Annotated in this window: 23 protein-coding genes and 1 tRNA gene; 11 read left to right on the top strand and 13 right to left on the bottom strand. The window is 58.5% G+C overall.

Annotated features, from left to right (window positions below):
• The first annotated feature begins 1 nt into the window (after position 1).
• The 3 genes from SHIM_RS03290 (at position 2) to SHIM_RS03280 (ending at position 4,727) form a co-directional block, all read left to right on the top strand.
• Positions 2 to 2,419: a GcvT family protein gene (locus SHIM_RS03290; protein WP_054001197.1), complete on the top strand. Its 2,418-nt coding sequence runs from the start codon at positions 2 to 4 to the stop codon at positions 2,417 to 2,419.
• A 24-nt stretch (positions 2,420 to 2,443) separates the two neighbouring features.
• Positions 2,444 to 3,037, top strand: coding sequence for a nucleotidyltransferase family protein (locus tag SHIM_RS03285; protein ID WP_054001196.1), 594 nt, complete (start codon positions 2,444 to 2,446; stop codon positions 3,035 to 3,037).
• 91 nt (positions 3,038 to 3,128) lie between these two features.
• Entirely contained in the window at positions 3,129 to 4,727 is a 1,599-nt protein-coding gene (locus SHIM_RS03280) for a hypothetical protein (protein ID WP_152926435.1), read from the top strand.
• A gap of 145 nt (positions 4,728 to 4,872) precedes the next feature.
• On the opposite strand, the gene SHIM_RS03275 is transcribed toward SHIM_RS03280, so the two are convergent.
• A tRNA-Leu gene (locus tag SHIM_RS03275) sits at positions 4,873 to 4,958 on the bottom strand.
• A 165-nt stretch (positions 4,959 to 5,123) separates the two neighbouring features.
• Between SHIM_RS03275 and SHIM_RS03270 the strand changes: the two genes are divergently transcribed.
• Positions 5,124 to 5,702 (top strand): YqaA family protein, encoded by a 579-nt coding sequence (locus SHIM_RS03270; RefSeq protein WP_054001194.1) that lies wholly within the window; start codon positions 5,124 to 5,126, stop codon positions 5,700 to 5,702.
• Positions 5,699 to 6,178 (top strand): disulfide bond formation protein B, encoded by a 480-nt coding sequence (locus tag SHIM_RS03265; protein ID WP_193749852.1) that lies wholly within the window; start codon positions 5,699 to 5,701, stop codon positions 6,176 to 6,178. Before SHIM_RS03270 ends, SHIM_RS03265 begins: the two co-directional genes overlap by 4 nt.
• A 24-nt stretch (positions 6,179 to 6,202) precedes the next feature.
• On the opposite strand, the gene SHIM_RS03260 is transcribed toward SHIM_RS03265, so the two are convergent.
• Positions 6,203 to 6,628 (bottom strand): Lrp/AsnC family transcriptional regulator, encoded by a 426-nt coding sequence (locus SHIM_RS03260; protein ID WP_054001193.1) that lies wholly within the window; start codon positions 6,626 to 6,628, stop codon positions 6,203 to 6,205.
• Between the two features lie 118 nt (positions 6,629 to 6,746).
• Here SHIM_RS03260 and rocF point away from each other — a divergent pair, with 118 nt between their 5' ends.
• Both rocF and SHIM_RS03250 read left to right on the top strand, forming a co-directional pair.
• Positions 6,747 to 7,670: an arginase gene (gene rocF / locus SHIM_RS03255; protein WP_054001192.1), complete on the top strand. Its 924-nt coding sequence runs from the start codon at positions 6,747 to 6,749 to the stop codon at positions 7,668 to 7,670.
• A 21-nt stretch (positions 7,671 to 7,691) separates the two neighbouring features.
• Complete coding sequence (locus tag SHIM_RS03250; protein ID WP_054001191.1) at positions 7,692 to 8,738, top strand: ornithine cyclodeaminase; 1,047 nt, start codon at positions 7,692 to 7,694, stop codon at positions 8,736 to 8,738.
• Positions 8,739 to 8,770: 32 nt separating this feature from the next.
• On the opposite strand, the gene SHIM_RS03245 is transcribed toward SHIM_RS03250, so the two are convergent.
• The 4 genes from SHIM_RS03245 to SHIM_RS03230 form a co-directional block, all read right to left on the bottom strand.
• Positions 8,771 to 9,355, bottom strand: coding sequence for an HNH endonuclease (locus SHIM_RS03245; RefSeq protein ID WP_054001190.1), 585 nt, complete (start codon positions 9,353 to 9,355; stop codon positions 8,771 to 8,773).
• Between the two features lie 254 nt (positions 9,356 to 9,609).
• The gene (locus SHIM_RS03240) at positions 9,610 to 11,235 is read right to left on the bottom strand and encodes a hypothetical protein (protein ID WP_152926433.1); all 1,626 of its coding nucleotides are present in this window, start codon (positions 11,233 to 11,235) and stop codon (positions 9,610 to 9,612) included.
• 156 nt (positions 11,236 to 11,391) lie between these two features.
• On the bottom strand, positions 11,392 to 12,057 hold the full coding sequence (locus SHIM_RS03235; protein WP_054001188.1) for an alpha/beta hydrolase: 666 nt from the start codon (positions 12,055 to 12,057) through the stop codon (positions 11,392 to 11,394).
• A 126-nt stretch (positions 12,058 to 12,183) separates the two neighbouring features.
• The gene (locus SHIM_RS03230) at positions 12,184 to 12,822 is read right to left on the bottom strand and encodes a DNA-3-methyladenine glycosylase family protein (protein WP_054001187.1); all 639 of its coding nucleotides are present in this window, start codon (positions 12,820 to 12,822) and stop codon (positions 12,184 to 12,186) included.
• A 96-nt stretch (positions 12,823 to 12,918) separates the two neighbouring features.
• Here SHIM_RS03230 and SHIM_RS03225 point away from each other — a divergent pair, with 96 nt between their 5' ends.
• Positions 12,919 to 14,142, top strand: a complete 1,224-nt coding sequence (locus SHIM_RS03225; RefSeq protein WP_054001186.1) for an MFS transporter — start codon at positions 12,919 to 12,921, stop codon at positions 14,140 to 14,142.
• Between the two features lie 14 nt (positions 14,143 to 14,156).
• Here SHIM_RS03225 and SHIM_RS03220 read toward each other — a convergent pair whose 3' ends face one another.
• The 4 genes from SHIM_RS03220 to cysS all read right to left on the bottom strand — a co-directional run bounded on the left by SHIM_RS03220 (position 14,157) and on the right by cysS (position 19,148).
• Entirely contained in the window at positions 14,157 to 14,933 is a 777-nt protein-coding gene (locus tag SHIM_RS03220; protein ID WP_241488777.1) for a squalene/phytoene synthase family protein, read from the bottom strand.
• Complete coding sequence (locus SHIM_RS03215; protein ID WP_082358266.1) at positions 14,920 to 15,903, bottom strand: alpha/beta hydrolase; 984 nt, start codon at positions 15,901 to 15,903, stop codon at positions 14,920 to 14,922. Before SHIM_RS03215 ends, SHIM_RS03220 begins: the two co-directional genes overlap by 14 nt.
• A gap of 124 nt (positions 15,904 to 16,027) precedes the next feature.
• Entirely contained in the window at positions 16,028 to 17,659 is a 1,632-nt protein-coding gene (gene cimA / locus SHIM_RS03210) for a citramalate synthase (RefSeq protein ID WP_054001183.1), read from the bottom strand.
• Between the two features lie 109 nt (positions 17,660 to 17,768).
• Positions 17,769 to 19,148 (bottom strand): cysteine--tRNA ligase, encoded by a 1,380-nt coding sequence (gene cysS, locus SHIM_RS03205; RefSeq protein ID WP_054001182.1) that lies wholly within the window; start codon positions 19,146 to 19,148, stop codon positions 17,769 to 17,771.
• Between the two features lie 236 nt (positions 19,149 to 19,384).
• Between cysS and SHIM_RS03200 the strand changes: the two genes are divergently transcribed.
• Positions 19,385 to 19,735, top strand: coding sequence for an MmcQ/YjbR family DNA-binding protein (locus tag SHIM_RS03200; protein WP_054001950.1), 351 nt, complete (start codon positions 19,385 to 19,387; stop codon positions 19,733 to 19,735).
• 4 nt (positions 19,736 to 19,739) lie between these two features.
• Here the strand turns inward: SHIM_RS03200 and SHIM_RS03195 are convergent, their stop codons facing one another.
• From SHIM_RS03195 to SHIM_RS03185, 3 genes are all read right to left on the bottom strand, one after another.
• On the bottom strand, positions 19,740 to 20,018 hold the full coding sequence (locus tag SHIM_RS03195) for a hypothetical protein (protein WP_152926431.1): 279 nt from the start codon (positions 20,016 to 20,018) through the stop codon (positions 19,740 to 19,742).
• 159 nt (positions 20,019 to 20,177) lie between these two features.
• Complete coding sequence (locus SHIM_RS03190; protein WP_082358265.1) at positions 20,178 to 21,155, bottom strand: DMT family transporter; 978 nt, start codon at positions 21,153 to 21,155, stop codon at positions 20,178 to 20,180.
• The gene (locus SHIM_RS03185) at positions 21,148 to 21,522 is read right to left on the bottom strand and encodes a VOC family protein (protein WP_054001180.1); all 375 of its coding nucleotides are present in this window, start codon (positions 21,520 to 21,522) and stop codon (positions 21,148 to 21,150) included. Before SHIM_RS03185 ends, SHIM_RS03190 begins: the two co-directional genes overlap by 8 nt.
• A gap of 95 nt (positions 21,523 to 21,617) precedes the next feature.
• On the opposite strand from SHIM_RS03185, the gene soxR reads away from it, so the two are divergent.
• Complete coding sequence (gene soxR, locus SHIM_RS03180; RefSeq protein WP_054001179.1) at positions 21,618 to 22,094, top strand: redox-sensitive transcriptional activator SoxR; 477 nt, start codon at positions 21,618 to 21,620, stop codon at positions 22,092 to 22,094.
• Positions 22,095 to 22,323: 229 nt separating this feature from the next.
• Complete coding sequence (locus tag SHIM_RS03175; RefSeq protein ID WP_054001949.1) at positions 22,324 to 23,499, top strand: pyridoxal phosphate-dependent aminotransferase; 1,176 nt, start codon at positions 22,324 to 22,326, stop codon at positions 23,497 to 23,499.
• Positions 23,500 to 23,547 lie beyond the last annotated feature (48 nt).

Raw genomic sequence — 23,547 nt, 5'->3', positions numbered from 1 at the left:
CATGAAAACCACCACCCGCGTTGTCGTGATCGGAGGCGGCGTTGTCGGCTGCTCCGTGCTTTATCACCTCACCAAACTCGGCTGGTCCGACGTGATGCTGCTGGAGCGTTCCGAGCTGACATCAGGCTCCACATGGCACGCCGCGGGCGGGTTTCACACGCTCAACGGCGACACCAATATGGCCGCGCTTCAGGGCTACACCATCCGGCTATATAAGGAACTGGAAGAGATCACCGGCATGTCCTGTGGGCTGCATCATGTCGGTGGCGTCACCCTTGCAGACAATCAGGACCGCTTTGACATGTTGGTCGCAGAACGCGCCAAGCACCGCTTCATGGGGCTTGAAACAGAAATCGTATCGCCCGAGGGAATTAAGAAAATCGCCCCTGTCACCAACACCGACGGCATCCTAGGCGCGCTTTACGATCCGCTTGACGGCCACCTTGATCCCTCTGGCACGACGCATGCCTATGCCAAGGCCGCACGCATGGGGGGCGCCACTATTGAAACCCATACCAAAGTTATCGAAACCAACCAACGCGCGGACGGCACTTGGGACGTTGTGACCGACAAAGGCACCATTCACACCGAACATGTGGTCAACGCGGGTGGTCTCTGGGCGCGCGAGGTCGGCGCGATGGCGGGTGTGTATTTCCCACTACACCCGATGGAGCACCAGTATCTGGTGACCGAAGACGTGCCGCTGATCAAAGACATGATGGCGGACGGCATCGAGCATCCCCACGTCATGGATCCGGCTGGCGAAAGCTACTTGCGCCAAGAAGGCAACGGGCTTTGCATCGGGTTTTATGAACAACCCTGCCGCCCTTGGGCTGTGGACGGAACACCATGGGGTTTCGGGCATGAACTCCTGCCCAACGACTTTGACAAAATCGAAGACAGCATTGATTTTGCTTATAAACGCTTTCCGGACCTGGAAACCGCCGGTATCAAATCCGTGATCCACGGTCCCTTCACGTTTGCGCCGGATGGCAACCCACTCGTTGGCCCTGTGCCGGGCATGCGCAACTACTGGTCTGCTTGTGCGGTCATGGCAGGCTTTTCCCAAGGCGGCGGCGTTGGCCTGATGTTGGCGCAATGGATGATCGAGGGCGAATGTGAACGAGACACATTTGCGATGGATTGCGCCCGCTTTGGCGACTGGATCACGCCGGGCTATACCCGCCCGAAAGTCATTGAAAACTATCAGAAACGCTTCTCCGTGGCCTATCCAAACGAAGAACTGCCCGCCGCACGGCCTTTCCGCCAAACCCCGATGTATGACACCTTCGACAAGATTGGCGCGGTCTGGGGCCACCAGTTTGGATTGGAAGTCGCTAACTACTTTGCCGAAGGCGACGAGCCACGCTTTGAAACTCCGTCTTTTCGCCGCTCAAACGCCTTTGACGCCACCGCGCGCGAAGTCAAAGCCGTCCGCGAGGCTGTGGGGATCAACGAAACCCATAACTTCGGCAAATATATCGTCACTGGGCCCAACGCCCGTGACTGGCTCGACCGCATCATGGCCGGTCGCATTCCAAAACAGGGCCGCCTGAGCCTCACCCCAATGCTGTCACCTAAGGGCCGCCTGATCGGAGATTTCACCGTTTCCTGCCTGTCAGATCACGCCTTCCAACTGACCGCTTCCTACGGCTCGCAAGCTTACCACATGCGCTGGTTTGAACAGAACGAAGCCGAGGGCGTCAAAGTCGCTAATGTCTCTGATCGCTTGACCGGTTTCCAAATTGCTGGCCCCAAGGCGCGCGACGTGCTCGCTGCCTGCACCCGCGACGACGTCTCCGAGATGAAATTCATGGGTGTGCGCCAACTGACCATCGGTCTCGTCGACTGCCTCGTGCAACGCGTCAGCTACACAGGCGATCTCGGGTTTGAGATCTATTGCGACCCCATGGCCCAACGCGCGCTTTGGGACACACTTTGGACTGCGGGCGAGCCACACGGCATGCGCCCCTTCGGCATGCGCGCCATGATGAGTCTTAGGCTCGACAAATTCTTCGGCAGCTGGCTGTCGGAATTTTCCCCTGACTACACAGCGGCGGAAACCGGAATGGATCGCTTCATCTCTTTCAAGAAAAACACCGACTTCATTGGCCGCGCCGCCGCCGAAGCCGAGCGTGACACCGGCCCCACCCGCCGCCTCTGTGCGTTTGAGGTCGATGCAGATGACGCCGATGTAAACGCCTATGAACCAATCTGGCTGAACGGCGAGGTGGTCGGGTTTTGCACGTCGGGCGGCTATTCCCACTACGCGCAGAAATCCATTGCACAGGGGTTTCTGCCGTCGGATCGCGTCACGGATGGGCTTGAGGTCGAGATCGAAATTCTCGGTAAACTGCGCAAAGCCCGTGTTGTGACAACACCTCTGTTTGACGCCGACGGCGCAAGAATGCGAGGGTGAGCGCAACACTCTCAGGGACGCAAAATGCTCGCCATCCTCCTTCTTGCCGCAGGCCGATCCGCGCGTATGTATACGCGAGACAAATTGCTGGAACCAGTTGATAACGCGCCGCTTTTAAAGACGCTGACCAATCGAGCGGCCACAACAGGCGCACCGGTCTTTGTGGTGCTGCCTCCCGATCGGCCCAAGCGCAACGCCGCCCTTTCCGGCACCGTCGCACAGATCGTCATCGCCGATGACGCGCACCTTGGCATGGCGCACTCGCTGCGCGCCGGTATCGCCGCCCTGCCCGCAAACGTCAGCGCCGCCATGGTCTTGCCCGCCGACATGCCTGAAATCACCGCAATGGATTTTGCCGAAATGCACGCGGCCCACTCTGCACCGGGCGCTGGCTCCATTCAGCGCGCCACAACCGCTGATGGCACCCCTGGTCATCCAGTGATCTTTCCGCGCGCTCTGTTTCCCGACCTTGTGACCCTCGCCGGTGATCAGGGCGCTCGCGCGATCCTTATGAAACACTCCGAAAGCGTCGGGCTCGTTCCATTGCCCGACCGCCACGCTGTCATTGATCTGGACACGCCAGATGACTGGGACAATTGGCGCAAATCCCGTTTGTAATCTCTCTCTGACGCGAAACAGACGTGAAACCGCTTTCCGCTCCATTGCCCCTGTGGCATGCTGGCTGAAAGAGCAGAAAACGAACCGGATTATGCACGCATCACAGCCACCCTTGCTGGGACCCAAGTACTGCACTGCGCTGGATCTCGGGATATCCCTGACGTTTCGGTTTCAATTTGTTCTGTGCAAAACAACACGTGACCTGCCCGGTTTTCTGACCCGACCATTTGCCAACCGTGTCCTGCATCATCATGAGGCCCTGCCTATCTGCGACCTGTTGGACAGGGACGGAACTCCTTTGGGCGTTCTGCTTGGATACGGAATGGATCAAAACGGCACGCGCCTTGAAGACGCCTACAGTCTCGATTTCTCGGCCCAAGATACTGATGCTGTTGAAAAATTCGAAACTTGGATCACTTGGATGGCAGGTCGGTTTCTGGTCCTGACCGACGTGCCCGCCGCCGACAACGACCAAGGCCGTTCCCGCCGGATTTATCCCGATCCTGCGGGATCACTTGGGGCAGTTTATGATCCGCAATCGGGCATAGTTGCCTCCACTCCGCTCTTGTGTCTGGACCGCGACATCGACCCCGATCCCGGCTGCCGTCCCCCCGACGAGCTTTTGTCCAACAAGGGGCTTGCGGCTCTTTTGCCTGAGTTTGACCCCCAGGTGCCGGTCGGCGGCTATGGATTTGGCACCACGATTGACCGGCATCTGCGCCGCCTGATGGCCAACCGCTGGGTCGATCTTGACACTTTCACCGAACGCCGTTTCTGGGCGCCCGATCCTGAGATGCCTGACCTTTCTCCGGCCGATGCCGCCGATCAGATTGTGACTGTGATGCAATCCATGATGCAGGCGTTCTGCACCATCGGTCCGGGATATTTTGCAATCTCAGGCGGGCATGACAGCCGCATGTTGCTGGCTTGCGCACCCGACCTTTCGGCCACCGAAATGGAGCTTTACTGCTACGCCACCAACTGGATTGGCACTCTGGACGTGCGCGTATCCGAAGCGCTCGCTGCGACCTTGGACCAGCCTATGCTGGGACAAATCGCCGAAGCCGGCCCCAAAGGCTCCTTCATCACCAACCGCAACGCCGCAATGCGCACACGGCAACGATTTGCGCTTGGATCGGGCCTGTCACATTTGGGCGACCAGTGGTGGCAACGCGGCTACGCTCGACAGTTGCGGCAAGGCGACATTTGGTTGCGCGGCAACTTTCTGGAAATCATCACGGCCCGGGTGTGGCCGCGCCATGCGTTGACGCCCCAAGACGAACTGATGCACGCACTGTCCAACACCCGCGTCGCGCTTGGAAACGAGGCAGACGTGGCGCAAAAGCTTGGACTTTTTGATGCGTGGCGCCAAAGCTTTCCGATGGATGAAACACGGCACCTGCACGATCTCACCTATCTCGATCTCACCCTCGCCCCTGCCCAAGGCGCGTTTTACGGATTCTCCAGCCACACCTATATTGCGCCGGGCAACAATCGTCGGATTTATCAGCTCGCCATGCAGGTGCCTTGGGTCGCCCGCAAACACGGTGAACTTTATGACGCAATCATGACCCGAGCCAATCCAGCCCTCAACCGAGTGCCTTTGGTTGGCATGATCACATACCGTGCCCGCAAACTCGGTGTGCCTGCGCGGGAATATCTGGAACAAAAGATTGCGGCCCTTGCCTGAGCATCAAACCGCTCGAAAGCCAGTGCCGGAAAAGTGCCTAATCTCTGAGGCGTGATCCAAGGAAAGACCATGTGTGGGACAGAATGTGGGGCAACTACGGTCGTCCTATTTTTTTGTTTATTTACGGGGGTTTATGCGGGTATATTGGTGCCTCTCCCCGGACTCGAACCGGGACGCCCTTGCGAGCAAGAGATTTTGAATCTCTCGTGTCTACCATTCCACCAGAGAGGCTTTCCCGGTGATGTATCCAACCTTTGCGGCTACGTCCAGCCCAAAACACCCACTTTTCTAATGCCTCTTTCCGGTCGGCCAAGCCCCGCACATCACAGATTATTTGCTTGCACTTGGCGGCATATCCCCTAGGCACGTTTTAGAGACGACCAAAGGACTTACTTGATGCTGCGCGGCCTTTACGACTGGACAATGCGCCTTGCCGATCACCCGCGCGCGCTTTGGGCGCTGGCGATTGTCAGCTTTGTTGAAAGCTCGTTTTTCCCCATTCCCCCCGACGTCCTGATGATCCCGATGATTCTCGCTGCTCCACGCAAGGCGTGGCTGATTGCGTCTGTTGCGCTGTTGTCTTCGGTTCTTGGCGGAATGTTGGGTTATGCCATTGGCGCCTTTGCGTATGACCAGATCGGCCAACCGATTTTGGCCGCCCTCGGCAAAGGCGACGCCGCCGCCGCGTTCAGCACAAAATTCAATGACTTCGGGTTCTGGGCTGTTCTGGGCGCAGGCGTGACGCCTTTCCCTTACAAGGTCATCACCATTATGTCGGGCTGGACCGGCATGCCGATCGCCACGTTCATGGCCACATCCATACTGGCGCGCGGCCTGCGTTTCTTTGTCGTGGCTGCGCTTCTCTATCACTTTGGCGAACCGGTCCGCGCCTTTATCGAAAAACGCTTCGGCCTTGTCGCCACCCTCTTTGTCGTGCTGCTGTTTGGCGGCTTTCTACTCGTGAGTGCTCTATGAAACTTCTTGATATCCTGACTAAAAAACAATGGGTTGCCCTGCTGACTGCTTTCTCGGTCTTTATGGTGTTGGGCGCTTGGGGGTTTGAATTCATCGGCAACATGGCGCCATGCAAACTCTGCTACTACCAACGCTATCCACATTGGGTCGCCGGCGGCGCAGGCATGATTGCCCTCCTTATCGGCGGACAAGTCTGGCTCTACATCGGCGCATTGGGCGCGGCCACATCCGGCCTTGTCGCCGCCTACCACACAGGCGTTGAACGCAGCTGGTGGGAGGGCCCGACAAGCTGTACCGGCGGGCAAGCACTTGGTGGCTCAACCGAAGATCTGTTCAACCAGATCATGACCGCGCCAATGGTTCGTTGCGATGAAATTCCGTGGGAATTGTTCGGGTTGTCGATGGCAAATTACAATATGATCATGTCTCTGGCCGCTGCCGCACTCTGGCTGTACGCGGCGCGACGCTCTGCCTAAACCCTAACGGTCTTAGAGCGCGGCTCACCCCGATTTTTTTGTGGACAGCAACAGATTGGTCTCGCTTGTCGACACCCCATCCAATCTGCGGATGAGGCCCAATACCTCGTCCAGATCATCTAGCGTGTCCGTGCCTAGCTCCAGGATCAGATCCCAGCGCCCATTGGTCGAATGGATCGCCCGCACCGCCTTGATCCCGTTCAATTGCCGCACAATTCGTTCGGTGCCACGGCCCTCGATGCCCAGCAACATCAGACCGCGCACGGGGTCCGTCTTGGTCTCTTCCTGCAACACCACCGTAAAGCCGACAATATCACCGCGCTGACGCAACCGTTCGATCCGTGCGCGCACCGTGGTACGTGACACCCCAAGCTCCAACGCAAGATCGGAAAGAGACGCACGCGCATCGTGACGCAAAGCGGATATCAACTTACGATCAAAATCATCCATATCGGCACATTCTAAATCCGTTTTGATTAAGTACTTACCGTTTTGAGCAAATTGAGGGGTGAAAATCAACCCACTTTGCGCACATTTTTGCCAAAGAGAGAAACCACAGGAAATCAATATGACCGACCGCAACTGCCTTTTGGTAGGCGCGCCAGTCGACAGCGGCAAACAGCGTCGCGGCTGTCTGATGGGGCCTGACGCCTACCGCACCGCTGGCCTGAGCGAAAGCCTGAGCGATCTTGGATACACCGTCCGTGATCTGGGAAATGTGGCCCCGACCCCCCACACAGCTGACCCAGATGGCACCAAGCCACACAAGCTCAACGAAACCATCGCTTGGACCGCGGCTTTGACAAAGGCCGCCGAGACCGCGATGTCCGATGGTCTGCCAATCTTTCTGGGCGGTGATCACAGCCTCGCCGCTGGCACAGTAAGCGGCGTTGCCAACTATGCCGCCAGTCAGAACCGACCGCTGTTTGTTCTCTGGCTGGATGCGCACACCGATTTCCACACGCCCCGGACCACCGATTCCGGCAACCTACATGGCACACCGGTCGCCTACTTCTCCGGTCTTGACGGATTTGACGGCTTCCCGCCCGTGCAAAACCCTGTGCCACAGGAAAACATCTGCATGATTGGCCTGCGCTCGGTCGACGCCGCCGAACGGCGCGCCATTCAGGCCACCGACATTCGCACCCATGACATGCGCGATATAGACGAGAACGGCATTGCTCGTCCTCTTGCAGCCTTCCTCAAAGACGTCGCCGCACAGAACGGCCTGCTGCATGTCTCGCTTGATGTGGACTTTCTCGACCCGTCAGTCGCGCCTGCCGTTGGCACAACCGTCCCCGGCGGCGCCACGGTGCGCGAGGCACATCTTGTGATGGAAATGCTACACGACAGCGGTCTTTTGTCTTCGATGGACCTCGTAGAACTTAACCCCTTTTTGGATGAACGCGGACGCACCGCCAATCTTATGGTGGATCTCGCCGCCTCAGCCCTTGGTCGCCGTGTGTTTGACCGTCCAACCCGCAGTTTCTAACAAAAGTAGAGGAGCCACCCAATGACCCAACCTTCCCACAAAGCCCTCGTGCCATTTGTATCCGTCGATAACATGATGCGCTTGGTGCACCATATTGGCGTAGAACAGGTTCTCACCGATCTAGCTGCTTATGTCGAAGAGGATTTCCTCCGTTGGGAGCTGTTTGACAAAACCCCGCGCGTCGCCAGCCACTCTGACGTTGGCGTGATCGAACTTATGCCCACGTCCGATGGTGAGGCCTACGGCTTCAAATACGTCAACGGCCATCCTAAAAACACCTCCGAGGGTCTGCAAACCGTCACCGCATTTGGCCTGCTTGCGGATGTATATACTGGCTACCCTGTTCTGCTGACCGAGATGACCATGCTCACCGCCCTGCGCACCGCAGCCACCTCGGCGATGGTGGCAAAACACCTCGCCCCCAAAGGTGCAGACACCATGGCGATGATCGGCAACGGCGCGCAGTCGGAATTTCAGACATTGGCAATGAAGGCCATCCTCGGCCTGAAAACCGTCCGCCTTTACGACGTGGATGCCGCAGCCACCCGCAAATGCGCAGAAAACTTGAAAAACAGCGGTCTAAACGTTGTGACCTGCGGCTCTCCCGAGGAAGCTATTCAAGGCGCTCAGATCCTGACCACCTGCACCGCCGACAAACAATGTGCAACAATCCTAAGCGACAACATGGTTGGTGCGGGTGTTCACATCAACGCCATTGGCGGTGACTGCCCCGGCAAGACGGAACTCGCCAAAGGCATTCTGGAACGCTCCACCGTTTTTGTGGAATTCCCGCCCCAAACCCGGATCGAAGGCGAGATTCAACAAATGGACCCCGACTTTGCCGTCACCGAGATGTGGGAAGTCATTTCCGGCACCGCCAAGGGTCGCACCGATGCGCGCCAGATCACGTTGTTTGACAGCGTCGGCTTTGCGATCGAGGATTTCTCGGCCCTGCGCTACATTCGTGACAAGGTGGCCGATACCGCATTCAGCGAAGATCTCGACATGCTGGCTGACCCCGACGATCCCCGCGATCTTTTCGGCATGCTGCAGCGCGCCAAAGCCTAAGTGGCGCGCCCGTCAAGGGCGCTCCGCATACGTCACGCTTGCAATTCAGCGTCCCAATACAGAAAATCCATCCAGCTTTCGTGTAGGAAGTTGGGCGGAAACCGCCGCCCCATATTGCGCAACTCTTCCGCGCAGGGCTGTCTTGGCGGTTTGCGAAGTGCCATACCGGTCTGACGCAGGTTCTTGCTGCCTTTGCGCAAGTTACACGGGCTGCACGCTGCCACCACATTCTGCCAGCTTGTCACCCCACCCGCCGCGCGTGGCACCACATGATCAAACGTCAGATCACCGCGGCCGCCACAATACTGACAACAGAATTCGTCCCTCAGAAATAAATTAAAGCGCGTGAAGGCCACGCGCTTTTGAGGTTTTACATAATCTTTCAGAACAACAACCGACGGTATCCTGATAACCGTCGACGGGCTCCTCACCACTTGGTCATATTCCGAAACGATATCAACGCGGTCCATATACGCCGCCTTAATCGCATCCTGCCATGGCCACAGCGACAACGGATAATAAGACAACGGCCTGTAATCCGCATTCAGAACCAGCGCAGGGTGTTGCTTCAACCCTGTCGGCTGCCTTGTGAATTCCGTCCTGAAATCGCCATCCATCGGTAACGTCTCCTGCGGCGGTTTGCATCGGCAATGACCAGAATGCCCAGCTTATCGGCTTCCAAGGCGGGCGCACCGCCCCGGCTCTCTTCCACTATATATCGTGGCAGCTATCTGGCAAGCCTCACAATCTATGCGATTACGCATGTCAGTAGAGATTTTTCGTGACACCCCTGTGACGCAAAATGGCACGCCAAAAAAACAGGCTGTGAAACGTATCCACAGCCTGCTTGCCGATCATCTTGGCGATCAAATCAGTAGAATTTCAGCCCGCGCAAATCAAATGCCTTGGACAGGGTCAAAGAATAGCGCACGTCGTCCTGCGCCACCATTGTGCCCACTCCATACTGTCCGATCGCATTTGTTGCCCGCGCATCCACAGAAAAGCCGCTGTTGGCAAAGTTGTAACGCAGCCCTGCGGCCCAAGTGGCCGTACTGCCGTCCAGCGCAACCGGCGTGACTTCCCCGATCAATTCAAGCGCGTCGCTTGCCTTAAAATTCACGCCAAGGCCAAGCCCGCCAATTTCGGTGTTGCCAAAGGCTGCGACCTTTGGATTGGCCGTCAAAACAAACCGCCCTCCCGGCGTTTTATAACTCGCCATGGCTTCGGCGAAAAACACACCCAGCTTCTGCGCGTTGCTTTCGATCTGACGCCCGTAAAGCACCCGTGCCGCCAGAGAAAAGGCGTTGCCGTTGTTCTGATCCATAAACCGGAGCTTCGGGCCAATCATATAGCGCACGCGCGTTGTCGGCACCAAATTGGCTGGCGCGGTGGGATTGTCAGAATATTGCTCAAAAATCACTTGGATTTCGCCGTCACGATCCGGGCTAAATCCGATCAGGCCACCGGCATTGTTGTCGCTGCCATACCAGCCGCTGACCCGCATGTGACCCGGATCAAGCACATCCGCCGATCCAAGTGTCAAACCGTCCTGTTGTAACTGCGCCTGTCTGACCGTTGCCGGGGCCGCCGAGGCGCGATAGGTCACCGGGCGCTTGGCGCCGGGTGTATAGATCAAGCGCATACCGGCCAAAACCTCGTCCCCTTCCGGCCAGAACGTCAGAATGCTGGTTGCGGGCGTCATACCGAAACCATTCGTGACGTAGCCCTCCAGCGCCGCCTTGGGCGTCACGTTATAGCGGGCGCCCACCGTCCAAACCGGCTCGCGTGTATAGTTGCCTGCTGAATCGATGGTGTTGCTGCCGCTCACCGGCACGTTGATGCTGCCAAAAAGGCCAAAACGTTCACTTGGTTTATAGCTTGCGCCGGCGCCAATGCTCGCCACGGTGCCGTAAAAATTGGTGCCCCCTACCGAGCTCGGAAAAACCGAAACCGCGGGGGTCACATGAAGCTGAAGCCCCTGCCCGACGTTGAACGACAAAGGCGCTTTGATCGACCCGATCACCACATTGCTGTTGGCACCGCCAAACAGCGGAGAGTTCAGTTTGAGAAAACTCTCGACCGAGGCCTGCGCGGCAAAAGACACCCTTTCGTTGTCGAAAAACTGGTACTTGCCGGAAAAGGCCAGAATAGACGTGTCAATTAACGGTGTGCTGCCGCCAATAGGACCGGCCACAGGATCGTTAAAATTCTGAAAATCCACACCAAAACTCAACCGATCACTGACCGCATAGCTGCCGCTGCCATAATAGGTCTGCAGCCCCGTTCCCGGACCGCTTCCCGCTTGATGGGTGCCGATGGTCAGCTCCATCGATCCCGCATGATATACATTTGCAGTCTCAAAGGCACGCAAGCGCACCGGTTGATCCTCCAGAACCGAAGGCGCCTCCTGCGCGGCTGCGCCGCCAGCAACCAACATGAGGCCAGCGACAACGCGCGCAATGGCCGTGCCATTAACATCTACCGCTTTCAAAATCATTTTGTCGTCCAATGCAAATCTATGTGTCCGGACCTGTTTAACCTGCAAACCCACCTTGCCAAAGGAAATTAACAAAACACCCCCGCCTTTAGGGCGAGGGTGACCAATCAAACACGCAGGGCGGCAAATCCCGCCCATTTAACCGTCAAATCACGCTCACAGCCCCAGCTTGTCGCGCATAAATGCCAATGCCACAGACAACCCATCAGGGGCGATCCCATGTGCGGTGCCTTTCATGATGTGCGCATAGACGTCCTGAAATCCGGCTTTCTGCAAAGCTTCTGCTGCTTCCGGCAGCGATTGCGGCGGTACAACGTCGTCCTGATCGCCATGCACCAACAAAACAGACGGGCGCGACACAACCTCGTCCTCCAGCAGTTCCGGCTGCAACAACCGGCCGGAAAACGCGACGATTCCGGCAATTTCATCCTCACGGCGCGGCGCCACATGCAGGCTCATCATCGTGCCTTGGCTAAAGCCAAACAGCACCACTTGCTCCGGCAGCAGATCTTCGTCGACCATCACCGCATCCAAAAACGCGTTCAGATCATCCACCGCCGACATCATACCGCGCGCGGATTCCTCTTCGCTGGAACCGTCAATCCAAGGGATCGGAAACCACTGCCGTCCCACCGGCATGCCCGGAATTTCTTCAGGCGCATCAGGCGCCAGAAACAGCGTGTCCGGCAAGTGTTCCGCCAGCGGGTCCGCCAGCCCCATCAGATCCGCACCATTGGCGCCATACCCATGCAGGAAAATCACGGCTGATCGGGTCTCTCCCGACTGTGGTTCCTTACGGCTTGTCTGCAAAACACGGGTCATCTGCACTCTCTCCTAATCTCAGTTGCCCCTGTCTGTCACGCCCCGCACGCCATCGCAAGAACGCCGCGACGGCGCGGCTCGTCTTCATCGGCAATCTTGCTAGGGTTAGACAGCGCGACGGCGTGCTCAGGCAATGCCTTCCCGGTTTTTCTCAACGTGATAATAGGCCCATAGAATACGCGCCGCCACCGACCGCCACGGTGTCCACTCCTGCGCCATCTGGCGCAGATCCTTTTCCTTTGGCCGCTCCGGCAGATCAAACAGAATGCGTGCGCCTTCCTGAAGCGCCAGATCGCCGGGCGCGAACACATCCGCCCGCCCCAGTGAAAACATCGCATAGATCTCCGCCGTCCAAACCCCGATCCCCGTCACGGCCGTCAAGGTCTTCACAACCTCATCCGTCGGCGCTTGCCGCAGCGCTTCAAAGTTGATGTCCGCCGCCGCTAATGCCTGCGCATATTTGATCTTCTGTCGCGACAACCCGCCTGCCCGCAGCCCCTCGTCGCCAGCCGCCAACACCGCCTCAGGCGTCACCAACCCCAAATCTTCCAGCCGCGCCCAAATTGCGCGCGCCGAGGCCACGCTGACCTGCTGGCTGACAATCGCACTTAGCAATTGCGCAAACCCATCTGGACGCAATCGCAACGGCAAATCTCCCGTCTCTTGCAACGCCGCGCCAAATCGAGGGTCCGCCGCCGCCAACCATGCCGCGCCTTCGCTCACGCAGGCGTCGCCTATGATGATCCGTTCCACACCGTCCGACATGACTTCCCTCGTGTTTTCTGTCGCTGGACATTAGCCACCGAATTAGCCCGCGCCAAGCTCTGGACGTCTCTTGGTGAACAAGCTAACGATTTGCCCATGACCCAAACCATCGCCCCCCAACCCGCCGACGATTCCCGCGCCAAGCGCAATGTCGTCATCCTTGTGCTTGCCCAAGCGTTTCTTGGCGCACAAATGCCCCTGATCTTCACGATTGGCGGTCTTGCGGGGCAATCTCTGGCGTCAAATATCTGTTTTGCAACGCTGCCAATCTCTTTGATCGTTCTGGGGTCAATGTTGTCCGCCACCCCCCTGTCGGCGATCATGCAGCGCTACGGACGCCGCGTCGGCTTTCTTGTTGGCACAACCGGCGGCGCACTTGGCGGCGCGATTGGCGCCTATGGTCTCTATCTGAACAGCTTTCCGGTCTTCCTGTTTGGTTCATTCCTCACCGGTGTCTACATGTCGGCGCAGGGGTTTTACCGCTTTGCCGCCTCAGACACCGCTTCTGACGACTTCCGCCCCAAGGCGATCTCTTACGTTATGGCTGGCGGCCTGCTGTCGGCCATCATCGGCCCGCAACTGGTCAAAGTCACCTCGGATTCGATGGTTGTTCCGTTTCTCGGCGCCTACCTCACGGTCATCGCAATAAACGTGATTGGGTCCGCGCTGTTCTTGTTCATCGACATTCCAAAACCTGAAGTCCCAGCCGCCGACGCCCCCAAAGGCCGCACCCGTTGGGAACTGATCACCACACCACGCATCGCGGTGGCCGTGATCTGCGCTATGGTGGCCTATGCCCTGATGAACCTTGTGATGACCTCGACACCGCTTGCCGTCGTCGGCTGCGGGTTTGAACAGAACGACGCCGCCAATGTGGTCACCGCCCACGTGTTGGCCATGTTTGCGCCTTCGTTCTTTACCGGCCATCTCATCGCCCGTTTTGGAGTCGAAAAAATCCTGGGCACAGGCATCCTGATCCTTGCAGGCGCAGGCGCTGTGGCGCTTCAGGGCGTAGAGCTCGAAAACTTTTTCGTTGCGCTTATCCTGCTGGGTCTGGGCTGGAACTTCGGCTTTATCGGCGCCACCACCATGCTGGCGACCGCCCACTCGGTCGAGGAACGTGGCCGTATGCAAGGCATGAACGACCTGATCGTGTTTGGCGGCGTCACAGTTGCGTCTCTCGCGTCGGGTGGTTTGATGAACTGCTCAGGCGGCGACGCGGTGACCGGATGGACCTCGGTCAACCTTGCCATGGCACCTTTCCTGATGCTGGCTGGCGGCGCATTGATCTGGTTGGTCATGCGACCTAAAACCGCCTGAGAAACCACAGCTTTTCAGTAAGTTTTACCGACCGTCCGCAGGATCAAACCGGCCCGCTTGCCAAACTCGCTTTGCCCAAGTGTGCCGTCCTTGACCCGCTCTGGCATTCGCACCGCCTGACGCAAAATCGGGCCCGCCTGCCAAGCTGCCAACAACGCCTGCGCGGCAGGCTTTGACACCTCGCCCCGCCGGGCCTTTGCGCGTTTCAAGCGCGCCAACCCAGCCTCGGCCAAGGCCGCAACCGCCTCGGGTCGGCCATCCAAAAGCGGCACACGCTTGGCCTTTTCCAACGCAGGAATGGCCCGCAACCAATTGGCCAACCCCAAGGCATACCCAACGTCCTGCGCCACCTCGGTGGGGCACGCGCCCAATGTCTGTGTCGCAACCTGCATCAAACCACCGCTGGTGTCTTGCAGATAGCTTTCGAAATGCGCGGCGTCCTCAAACGGATCGCGATAAATGTCCCAGCGACGCGCCACCACAAGTCGGTCCAAAACCTCAGCGGCCTCGCCATCAATGACCAACGCAAGCGACGTCACCACGTCGTGGCGGCGTACAAATCCACCCGCGCGGATTTCCTCCAACGCATCGCGCCACCATTGCAAGCGCATCTCTGCAATCATGCTTTCTTGTGTCACCCATGGCGCGCGCGCGACCTCAACATTGAACGCATAGATCGGCAGCAGCATGTCCCGCGCCGCAGGTTTGGCGGCCAAAACGGCGACAAACCGGTCAGGATCGCCCCTTTGCACGATCTCCGCGCACGCCATCAGATCATCAGAACTGCTCAAGAAAAGCCCCCATCACCGCCGCCGTTTGCAGCGCATCCACGATATCCAGATGCCCAACGCCTTCCACCAAATGATATTGGCCCTTACCAGTCACGCCCGACATCAACGGCTCATACCCTTCGGCCACAAAACTCTCGTCTTTGGACCCGGCAATCAACACAAACTCCGGCAAAGCGGCAACTTCCTCCAGATAGGCCGCACGCGGCGCGAAAGATTGGTTCAACCGCCAGCTATACGCCAGCGTCGCCTGATATCCGGTTGGCCCGTCAACCACGTCCTTGGGCATGGAGAATTCGATCATCACCAGATGATCCAACGTCCGAATACCCACCATATTGAGCATACTCAGCCCGACAATGCGCCGCGTCATAGGCCGCGCCCACCCGCCTGAATTTGGCCGTGTTACTGGCGCGTCGTGCTTCAGGAACGGCGCCATCAACACTGCGCCATCAATCATGTCGCGATGATCCCCACCGGCAAATCGCACAACAAGCCCGCCACCGGAACTGTGCCCGCCAAGCACAACCGTCTGCCCGTCTTTGCGATGCGCCGCAATCAGGTCCGCCAGATCATCTTCCATCTGCCCTACATAGCCGACATCGCCGCGCGGCGCGGGTCCGTTGAAATGGCCTCTCAGGTTCACAGTCAGAACATCGGCCTTGTCTGCCAAAGCCCGCGCCAGCCCGTCAAACTGCCCGCCATGCCAGCCCGACCCGTGCACCAAGACCAAAAGCGGCGCACCTTCCGGTCCGGCGACAAATCCGGAAGTCAACGTGGCGCCGTCGCGCGCAACGGACCCCACCATGTCCAAAGGCGCCACCGCAGCACGCGCCAAAGTGCCCGAAAAATCCAGTCCCGCCCCTGTTTCAGCACCTAACTCACCTGACGGACGCTGCGACACGATCAATCCCATTGCGATGCACAAAAAAATCACCGGCGTTAAAACAACGCCCCATAGTAAATGGTTCATCGCAGTCTCAAATCCTCAAACAAGTCGCATAACACACAGAAAAATAATGGCTTTGTCCCGCTAAGCACACCAGGTCTCGGCGTGCGCCGCATCCCGCGCATCGCGTGCAATGCGGCCCAACCCATCAGGCCATTGGCCCCGTGTCCTCTTGCGCCAATTTCCAGTTCAACGCGTCCAACAGGGCCTCAAAACTTGCGTCCACTATGTTGGCCGACACACCAACCGTGGCCCAGCGGCGGCCCTCGCCATCCTCGAAGTCTATGATCACACGGGTCACAGCCTCTGTGCCGCCATTGGTGATGCGCACCTTGAAATCCACCAACCGTACATCGCTGACGATACCCTGATACGGCCCAAGATCCGCCTTGAGCGCCTGCCAAAGCGCGTTGACCGGCCCTTCGTCGGACATGTCCTCGGCGTGATCGTTTTTGAAAAAGCTCGTGGTCTTGGCGCCGTTGGGCAACTGCACCGTCACCACCGCTTCGCTCTCCACCACGGTTGCGCCGCGCGCATTGCGCCGCCGCTCGGAAATCACCCGATAGCGCTCGACATCAAAAAACCGCTGCCCCAAACCAAGCGCATCACGCGCCAAAAGCTCAAAGCTCGCCTGCGCCGTGTCATAACTATAACCCACCGCCTCGCGCTCTTTGATCCGGTTCAGGATCTCACCAAGCGCCGCGTCGCCTTTTTCGACCGCCAACCCCGCATCCGCCAGCCGCTTGCGCAGGTTGGATTGACCGGCCTGATTGGACATCGGAATAATGCGCTCATTGCCAACCACGGACGGCTCAACATGCTCGTAGGTGGTCGGGTTTTTCAGGATCGCACTGGCATGCAGCCCTGCCTTATGAGCAAACGCGCTTGCGCCCACATAGGCCGCTTGCCGCATCGGCACACGGTTGAGAATATCGTCCAAAATCCGGCTTGCCCGCGTCAAACCCGCCAGCGCCTCTCGGCTCACGCCGATCTCGAACTGGCTCGCGTAAGGCTCCTTGAGCAACAACGTCGGCACCAAAGTTGTCAGATTGGCGTTGCCGCACCGCTCACCTAAACCGTTCAACGTGCCTTGGATCTGCCGCGCCCCCGCATCCACCGCGGCCAGCGAATTCGCCACCGCGTGCTCGGTGTCATTGTGGGTGTGAATACCAACATGATCGCCCGGAATACCGGCTGCAATCACGGCCTTGGTGATCTCATAGACTTCGCGCGGCAACGCCCCGCCATTGGTGTCACACAACACAACCCACCGCGCACCAGCCGCATAAGCCGCCTTAACAGCCTCAAGCGCATAGGCCGGGTTGGCCTTATAGCCGTCAAAGAAATGCTCGGCGTCAAATAACGCTTCACGGCCTTGCGCCACCAGATAGGCCACGGATTTCGTGATGTTTTCAACGTTCTCCGGCAAGCTGATGCCAAGCGCCGTGGTGACGTGGAAATCGTGGGTTTTGCCGACCAGACACACGGCTGGCGTCTGCGCGTTGATCACCGCCGCCAACACATCATCGTTTTCCGCAGACATGCCCGCGCGCTTGGTCATGCCAAAGGCGGTGAACGTGGCCGCCATCTTGGGCCGGGCCTCAAAGAACTCACTGTCCGTCGGGTTCGCCCCGGGCCAGCCGCCTTCGATGTAATCGACTCCCATCTCGTCCAAAACAGCCGCGATTTGCGTCTTCTCTGATGTGGCAAATTGCACGCCCTGCGTCTGCTGCCCGTCGCGCAGCGTTGTGTCATAAAGATAGAGGCGTTCTTTGGTCATTGGCAGACCTCCCGCCCGGCAAAGCCGGGCAGCGCCCAACCGCCCCCATGGGCGGGCGTTTCGCTTCCGCCCGCGGTCAGGCGTTGCCCTGTGTTGGGGCGTCTCATCATCACAACAACCCCTCTAGCTTGCGTGCATCAAAGCCCGCCGCTGGCAGCAACTCGACACCCACCTTGCTCATCCGCACTTCAACGCCAGCATCGACCAGAACGCCCTTGATCCGGTCCACTTCGGAGAAGTCCTTACTCGCCATCGCCGCGTCGCGTGCATCCGCCAGCAACACTTCATACGCTCCAAGGTCTTCACCTCGCGCCCACTCGCCCAATTCGCCGGTCAGCAATCCCAACATCTGCGCGCCAGCCAAAAGCTCGGCGGCTTCGCCCGCACTGGCAAGCCGGTGCAGTTCAGTGATGGCTCCCGCGGTGTTCAGATCATCAGCCACAGCCGCAACAATTGCCGCGGGCACGTTGACCGAGGGCTCGACACCCTCGGTCAACGTCCGCCACTTGCGCAACGTCGCCTCAGCTTCGCCAGCCTTCTTGGCGGTCCAATCCATGGGCTTGCCGTAATGCGTGCTCAGAAACACAAACCGCATCACTTCACCCGGCACCGACGGCTGACCGTCATGCCCATCCAGCAAATCCCGCACGGTAAAGAAATTGCCCAAGCTCTTGGACATCTTCTTGCCTTCCACCTGCAGCATCTCGTTGTGCAGCCAGTAGTTCGCCATGCTCTGCCCGCCATTGGCACAGCAGCTTTGCGCAATCTCGTTTTCATGGTGCGGGAACATCAAATCATTGCCGCCGCCGTGAATATCAAACGATGCGCCCAGCAATTCGTAACTCATGGCCGAGCATTCAATATGCCACCCCGGACGCCCCCTCCCCCATGGGCTGTCCCACCCCGGGGTCGCGTCATCAGACGGCTTCCACAGCACAAAATCCATCGGATCTTCTTTGTAGGACGCCACCTCAACCCGCGCACCCGCGATCATATCGTCCACAGATCGGCCCGACAGCTTGCCATAATCGTCATACTTGCGCACCCGAAACAGCACATGGCCCTCATGCGCATAGGCAAACCCATCCGCGATCAGTTTCTCAATCATCGTCACCATCTGCGCGATATACTGCGTCGCACGCGGCATGTGATCGGGCTCCATCGCGCCAAGCGCGCCCATGTCGTCCAAATACCACTGCGTTGTCTCAGACGTGATCTCGCCAATGCTACGCCCGCTCTCGGCGGCGCGCGCGTTGATCTTGTCATCCACATCGGTGAAGTTGCGCACATAGGTCACATGATCGGCACCATAGACCTCGCGCAACAGCCGATAGAGCACATCAAACACCACCACAGGCCGCGCATTGCCAATATGCGCGCGGTCATAAACCGTCGGCCCACAGACATACATCCGCACATTTTCAGGATCGATGGGCGCAAAGATTTCCTTCTTGCGGCTCAGCGAGTTGTGCAGCTTGATCTCGGTCATAAGTGGCTCCTCAGCACACAGGGTTGGCACACGCAGTTTATCCGTGGCGGGCTTAGCAACTCTGAGACTTCATTGGAATAGAGGAACGGCCCGCCTGACGATGTCAGCAGGTAATGCAGCAGATAATAATGGTGCGTGCTTTGTTCATAAGGGCGACCCTAGGCCGCGCGTTGGTTTTGGTCAAGCATGTCCACATGAGCGTTGACGCGTATGGCGCTCTCACGCATCCTCACAGCATGAGCCGCGACCGCGTCAACACCATCTGCGCCACGTTTCCAGGCGCTGACCTCTCCGATCCCTGGGGCGGTGGTCATGATGCGTGGAAAGTCGGTGGCAAAATGTTCGCCAGCATGGGATCGGCCACGCCCGGCGTGTCTGTGAAAACCGACAGCGTCGAGACCGCGCAAATGCTGATTGATGCCGGCGTCGGCTCAAAAGCGAAATACTTCCACCGCAGTTGGATCAACGTACCGCTGGACGGTGACGAAGAAGAACTCCGCCACCGCCTCACGGTCTCCTATGACATTGTTCGCTCAGGGCTGACTAAGAAACTTCAAAACAGCCTCCCGCCGCGCGAAACAACCTGACATCCTAGCGGTTGCGCGCCTCGATCTCCTCAAGACACCCTTCACAGATAGCCATGATTCTTGCGTGGCCCTCAGAAACATCATTCCACACGCCTTGCTCTTCGAAGACGTCATTGCAGCTCCGGCACCACGCGCTACGAAACGGCCATTCTGGATCGTCGCCGTCGCCCTCAAAGAAGCCGATACCGCGCCCGTGCTGCAAATGACTGCAAATAAAGGCAGGCCTACGCAAACCGTGGCGACTACATTCCATTTTACTGTCTTTTGTCAGCGGTTTCCCCACGACTGCCTCCTCAGTTTGCCTTCCTAAAGCCTAGTTTTGCATGCCAAAATTGTGCTGGCAAGCACGCCCCCTCCCCAAGACATTAAAGACCTGCCGCACTCCCGTCTTTGCCTTGCCAACCGTGCAAATTCGAAGATCAAGCAGCCTGTTGCCGCGCACCTAGCAACGCTTCTGCTGCAGTGCGCGCACGCGGCCCGCCCTGCCAAACAGCGCCGCCCGCGTCCGCCGTCCAATCGGCAAGCCAATCCGCACCCGCCAACCGGTCTGCGCCGCAATCGTCAGAGCAATACCTACCGCCGTGACACCCGCGCCAACCCAGCTCACCAGCCCATAGCGCTCCCCAAGAACCACCACCGCGCTCAGCAATCCCAAAGCCGCCGCCACATAGCCGATCTGGCTTAGCAACACAGGCCCCCCAATCTTTTGCAGCCTGAAGTAGGCAGGAAAGGTCAGCGCCGCGGCGATCAGTTGTACCGTTGCCGCCCCCGGCACTTTTTGGATCGCCTCCACTGGCAGCCCCTCACCGCGCACAATTTGCACGCCGATCAACGCCAGCACCGCCACGAGATGCGCCCAGAACGCCAATGCCATCGGATGCGCCCCTGCAGGCCAATCCAGCGTGCGATAGACGTTGCCGACCGCCAAAACCACCGGAGTAGACAGTGCCAAAAGCGACCAGACCAACGTGCCGTCCACGCCGCCTCGGCCAAAAGCCACCATCAAGGCCCCAACAAGACCAACGCCAATCCCCACAATCCCAAGCGCGTTTGGCGCCTTCATGCCAAACATCAATGACACTGCCAGCGTCGCCACCGGCGACAACGCGAACATCATACCCACCTGTCCGGCTCCGATTTTGGGCACCAGCCCAAAGATCATCAGGTTGATCCCGGCAAAGCTGATCAGGCCGGAAATCACCACATAGCGCAGCATTTTGCCACGCGGCAGCCGCAGCAGGCCCTTCGCGGCGAGAAACGGCATCAACGACAGGCTCGCCCCAACCGACACCAATAACGCCCACATCACCGGCGGCACACCGGCGCCCGCCGCCACCTTGCCGAGTGGAAATGACACGCCCAACAACGTGCCACACCACAAGAGCAGCCCCACAGGGCCCACACTCCTTGCCTCAGTCATAGCTCACAACCTCATATTCGATGCCTTCTGGCCCGTCGAAATAGAACCGCAGACCCGGTTCGTAATCACCGTGGCTGTGTGGCTGGTATCCGGCCGCCTTGACCCGTGCTTCTGCCGCCGCCAAATCATCTACAACCACACCAATGTGGTTCAATCCCGCCACATGGCGATACCGCTCGGCCTCAGGCTTCAACGCGACTGCAGGTGCATAAACCGCCAGATAACTCTCTTCATTACCGACGTGCACGGTGTAGCCGTTGTCCTTCGCTGCACCCTCCCAACGCACGTGCCAACCAAACAAGTCACACAAAATTGCCGCTGTCGCCTTGGGGTCGCGTACACACAGGTTCACATGCTCAAGTCTCATCGCCTCAATCCTTCCAAAATTATTCGATGGACTCACTCTAATTCCTCAAGTTAACTTGAGCTCAACATACTTTTTCCAAACAAAAACAGTGCGCCATGAAAAAACATCTCCGCCTACGTCCCACTGGCCTCACCATCGGTCAAATCGCTGACCGCACAGGTCTCGCTGTTTCCGCCATCCGATATTACGAGGAACAAGCGCTGGTCTTCCCCGACCGCACCGACACCGGTCAACGCCGTTACGCCCGCAGCGACATTCGCCGCCTCAGCTTCGTGATGATCACTCAGGGTATGGGGTTCTCCATCGCCGAAATTCGCGCGGCGCTGCAACGTTTGCCGGAAAGCCGCACCCCCAACAAAGCCGATTGGGAAAACCTTTCCGCCCTGTTCCGCAAAGAACTCGACGCCCGTATTACGCAAATGCAGGCGCTGCGCGACAAACTCGACGGCTGTATCGGCTGCGGTTGCCTGAGCTTGACCAACTGCAAGCTCTATAACAAAGACGACCGCATGCAACGCCGCGGACAAGGCCCTCGGTTCCTTCTCGGCGACTCGCCAGACAGCCCAGCCTGAAATCTTTTTTGGTCTACAATACCTTTGAGCGAACTGGCGCCCGTCAACGGGCCAAGTCCCCTCAAACGGCACCGTCGCGTTACCTCCGCGTTACCGACGCAATACCGACACTTCAAAATACATCCACGACATCCACGCCGCGAATATGACCGTCATCACAGAATTGCATTTGACGCACCCCTTCTTTGGGTGCCACCACTCCGGCAAACAGGACTTCAGGGGGCCAAAAATGCAGCTTTCACAACGCATAACTCACATCACTGGCGGCGGCTCTGACGGCTGGGACGTCTTTTACAAGGCGCGCCGTATGATAGCCGACGGCGAGCCGGTGATCGAACTCACCATTGGCGAGCATGACATCGGCACGGATGCAGTCATTCTCGGTGCCATGGATCGGTCCGCACGCGGCGGCCACACCGGCTATGCCATGGTGCCCGGCACGCAGGATCTGCGCGAGGCTGTGGCGGCACGCATTCAGGAAAGAACCGGTGTTCCAACAACTTACGAGAACATCCTGATCACACCCGGAGGTCAGGCAGGCTTGTTCGCCGCCCACGTCGCAACCTGTAATGCCGGCGATCGCGCGCTCTATATTGATCCCTACTACGCCACTTACCCCGGCACCATCCGTGGTGTTGGTGCGGATCCTGTCGTGGTGCGCACCCGTGCCGAAGACGCCTTTCAGCCGCGTGCTGAAGACATCGAGACCGAGTCAAAGAAAGGCGCGGCATCGCTCTTGATCAACACGCCCAACAACCCGACAGGGATCGTCTACAGTGCTGAAACCCTTGAAGGCATTGCGCAAGTTTGCCGCGACAACAACATCTGGCTGATCTCTGACGAGGTTTACGACACCCAAGTCTGGGACGGCGAACACATCAGCCCGCGCAGCCTACCCGACATGGCAGAGCGCACTTTGGTTGTTGGGTCGATGTCCAAGTCACACGCAATGACCGGCAGCCGTGTCGGCTGGGTCTGCGGCCCCAAGGACGCCATTGATCATTTGATCAATCTTGCCACACACACCACTTATGGCGTGGCTGGGTTCATTCAGGACGCGGCGGCCTTTGCTCTCGAGCAAGGTCCCGATCTAGAAGAAGAAATCGCCGCCCCTTTCCGTCGTCGCCGCCAAATAGCGCGCGATATTCTAGCGGATCAGAACACGGTTGGCCTCGTCCCAGCACAGGGCGCGATGTATTTGATGCTCGATGTGCGCGCCACGGGTCTGTCGGGTGAAGACTTCGCCAATAGCCTGCTGGACACCCACAGAATCGCGACCATGCCCGGCGAAAGTTTTGGCACAGCCGCCCACGGCCATGTGCGCGTTGCCATGACCGTGGATGACGACACATTCGCCAAATCCCTGAAAACGTTGGTAGATCACGCGCAAACTCTATCGGTGTAGCCCATGAAATGCCTGTTTGCGACATATGTCGCAAACAGGTTGGACAGC

The organism is Shimia sp. SK013 (assembly GCF_001292625.1).
Classification (GTDB): domain Bacteria; phylum Pseudomonadota; class Alphaproteobacteria; order Rhodobacterales; family Rhodobacteraceae; genus Shimia.
This window is presented reverse-complemented; position numbering and strand designations above follow the sequence as displayed.

Bases quoted from the DNA above. Each gene is read 5' to 3' on its own strand.
- SHIM_RS03290 (WP_054001197.1), top strand. From the start codon at position 2: ATGAAAACCACCACCCGCGTTGTCGTGATCGGAGGCGGCGTTGTCGGC.
- SHIM_RS03285 (WP_054001196.1), top strand. From the start codon at position 2,444: ATGCTCGCCATCCTCCTTCTTGCCGCAGGCCGATCCGCGCGTATGTAT.
- SHIM_RS03280 (WP_152926435.1), top strand. From the start codon at position 3,129: ATGCACGCATCACAGCCACCCTTGCTGGGACCCAAGTACTGCACTGCG.
- SHIM_RS03270 (WP_054001194.1), top strand. From the start codon at position 5,124: ATGCTGCGCGGCCTTTACGACTGGACAATGCGCCTTGCCGATCACCCG.
- SHIM_RS03265 (WP_193749852.1), top strand. From the start codon at position 5,699: ATGAAACTTCTTGATATCCTGACTAAAAAACAATGGGTTGCCCTGCTG.
- SHIM_RS03260 (WP_054001193.1), bottom strand. From the start codon at position 6,628: ATGGATGATTTTGATCGTAAGTTGATATCCGCTTTGCGTCACGATGCG.
- rocF (WP_054001192.1), top strand. From the start codon at position 6,747: ATGACCGACCGCAACTGCCTTTTGGTAGGCGCGCCAGTCGACAGCGGC.
- SHIM_RS03250 (WP_054001191.1), top strand. From the start codon at position 7,692: ATGACCCAACCTTCCCACAAAGCCCTCGTGCCATTTGTATCCGTCGAT.
- SHIM_RS03245 (WP_054001190.1), bottom strand. From the start codon at position 9,355: ATGGATGGCGATTTCAGGACGGAATTCACAAGGCAGCCGACAGGGTTG.
- SHIM_RS03240 (WP_152926433.1), bottom strand. From the start codon at position 11,235: ATGATTTTGAAAGCGGTAGATGTTAATGGCACGGCCATTGCGCGCGTT.
- SHIM_RS03235 (WP_054001188.1), bottom strand. From the start codon at position 12,057: ATGACCCGTGTTTTGCAGACAAGCCGTAAGGAACCACAGTCGGGAGAG.
- SHIM_RS03230 (WP_054001187.1), bottom strand. From the start codon at position 12,822: ATGTCGGACGGTGTGGAACGGATCATCATAGGCGACGCCTGCGTGAGC.
- SHIM_RS03225 (WP_054001186.1), top strand. From the start codon at position 12,919: ATGACCCAAACCATCGCCCCCCAACCCGCCGACGATTCCCGCGCCAAG.
- SHIM_RS03215 (WP_082358266.1), bottom strand. From the start codon at position 15,903: ATGAACCATTTACTATGGGGCGTTGTTTTAACGCCGGTGATTTTTTTG.
- cimA (WP_054001183.1), bottom strand. From the start codon at position 17,659: ATGACCAAAGAACGCCTCTATCTTTATGACACAACGCTGCGCGACGGG.
- cysS (WP_054001182.1), bottom strand. From the start codon at position 19,148: ATGACCGAGATCAAGCTGCACAACTCGCTGAGCCGCAAGAAGGAAATC.
- SHIM_RS03200 (WP_054001950.1), top strand. From the start codon at position 19,385: ATGAGCCGCGACCGCGTCAACACCATCTGCGCCACGTTTCCAGGCGCT.
- SHIM_RS03190 (WP_082358265.1), bottom strand. From the start codon at position 21,155: ATGACTGAGGCAAGGAGTGTGGGCCCTGTGGGGCTGCTCTTGTGGTGT.
- SHIM_RS03185 (WP_054001180.1), bottom strand. From the start codon at position 21,522: ATGAGACTTGAGCATGTGAACCTGTGTGTACGCGACCCCAAGGCGACA.
- soxR (WP_054001179.1), top strand. From the start codon at position 21,618: ATGAAAAAACATCTCCGCCTACGTCCCACTGGCCTCACCATCGGTCAA.
- SHIM_RS03175 (WP_054001949.1), top strand. From the start codon at position 22,324: ATGCAGCTTTCACAACGCATAACTCACATCACTGGCGGCGGCTCTGAC.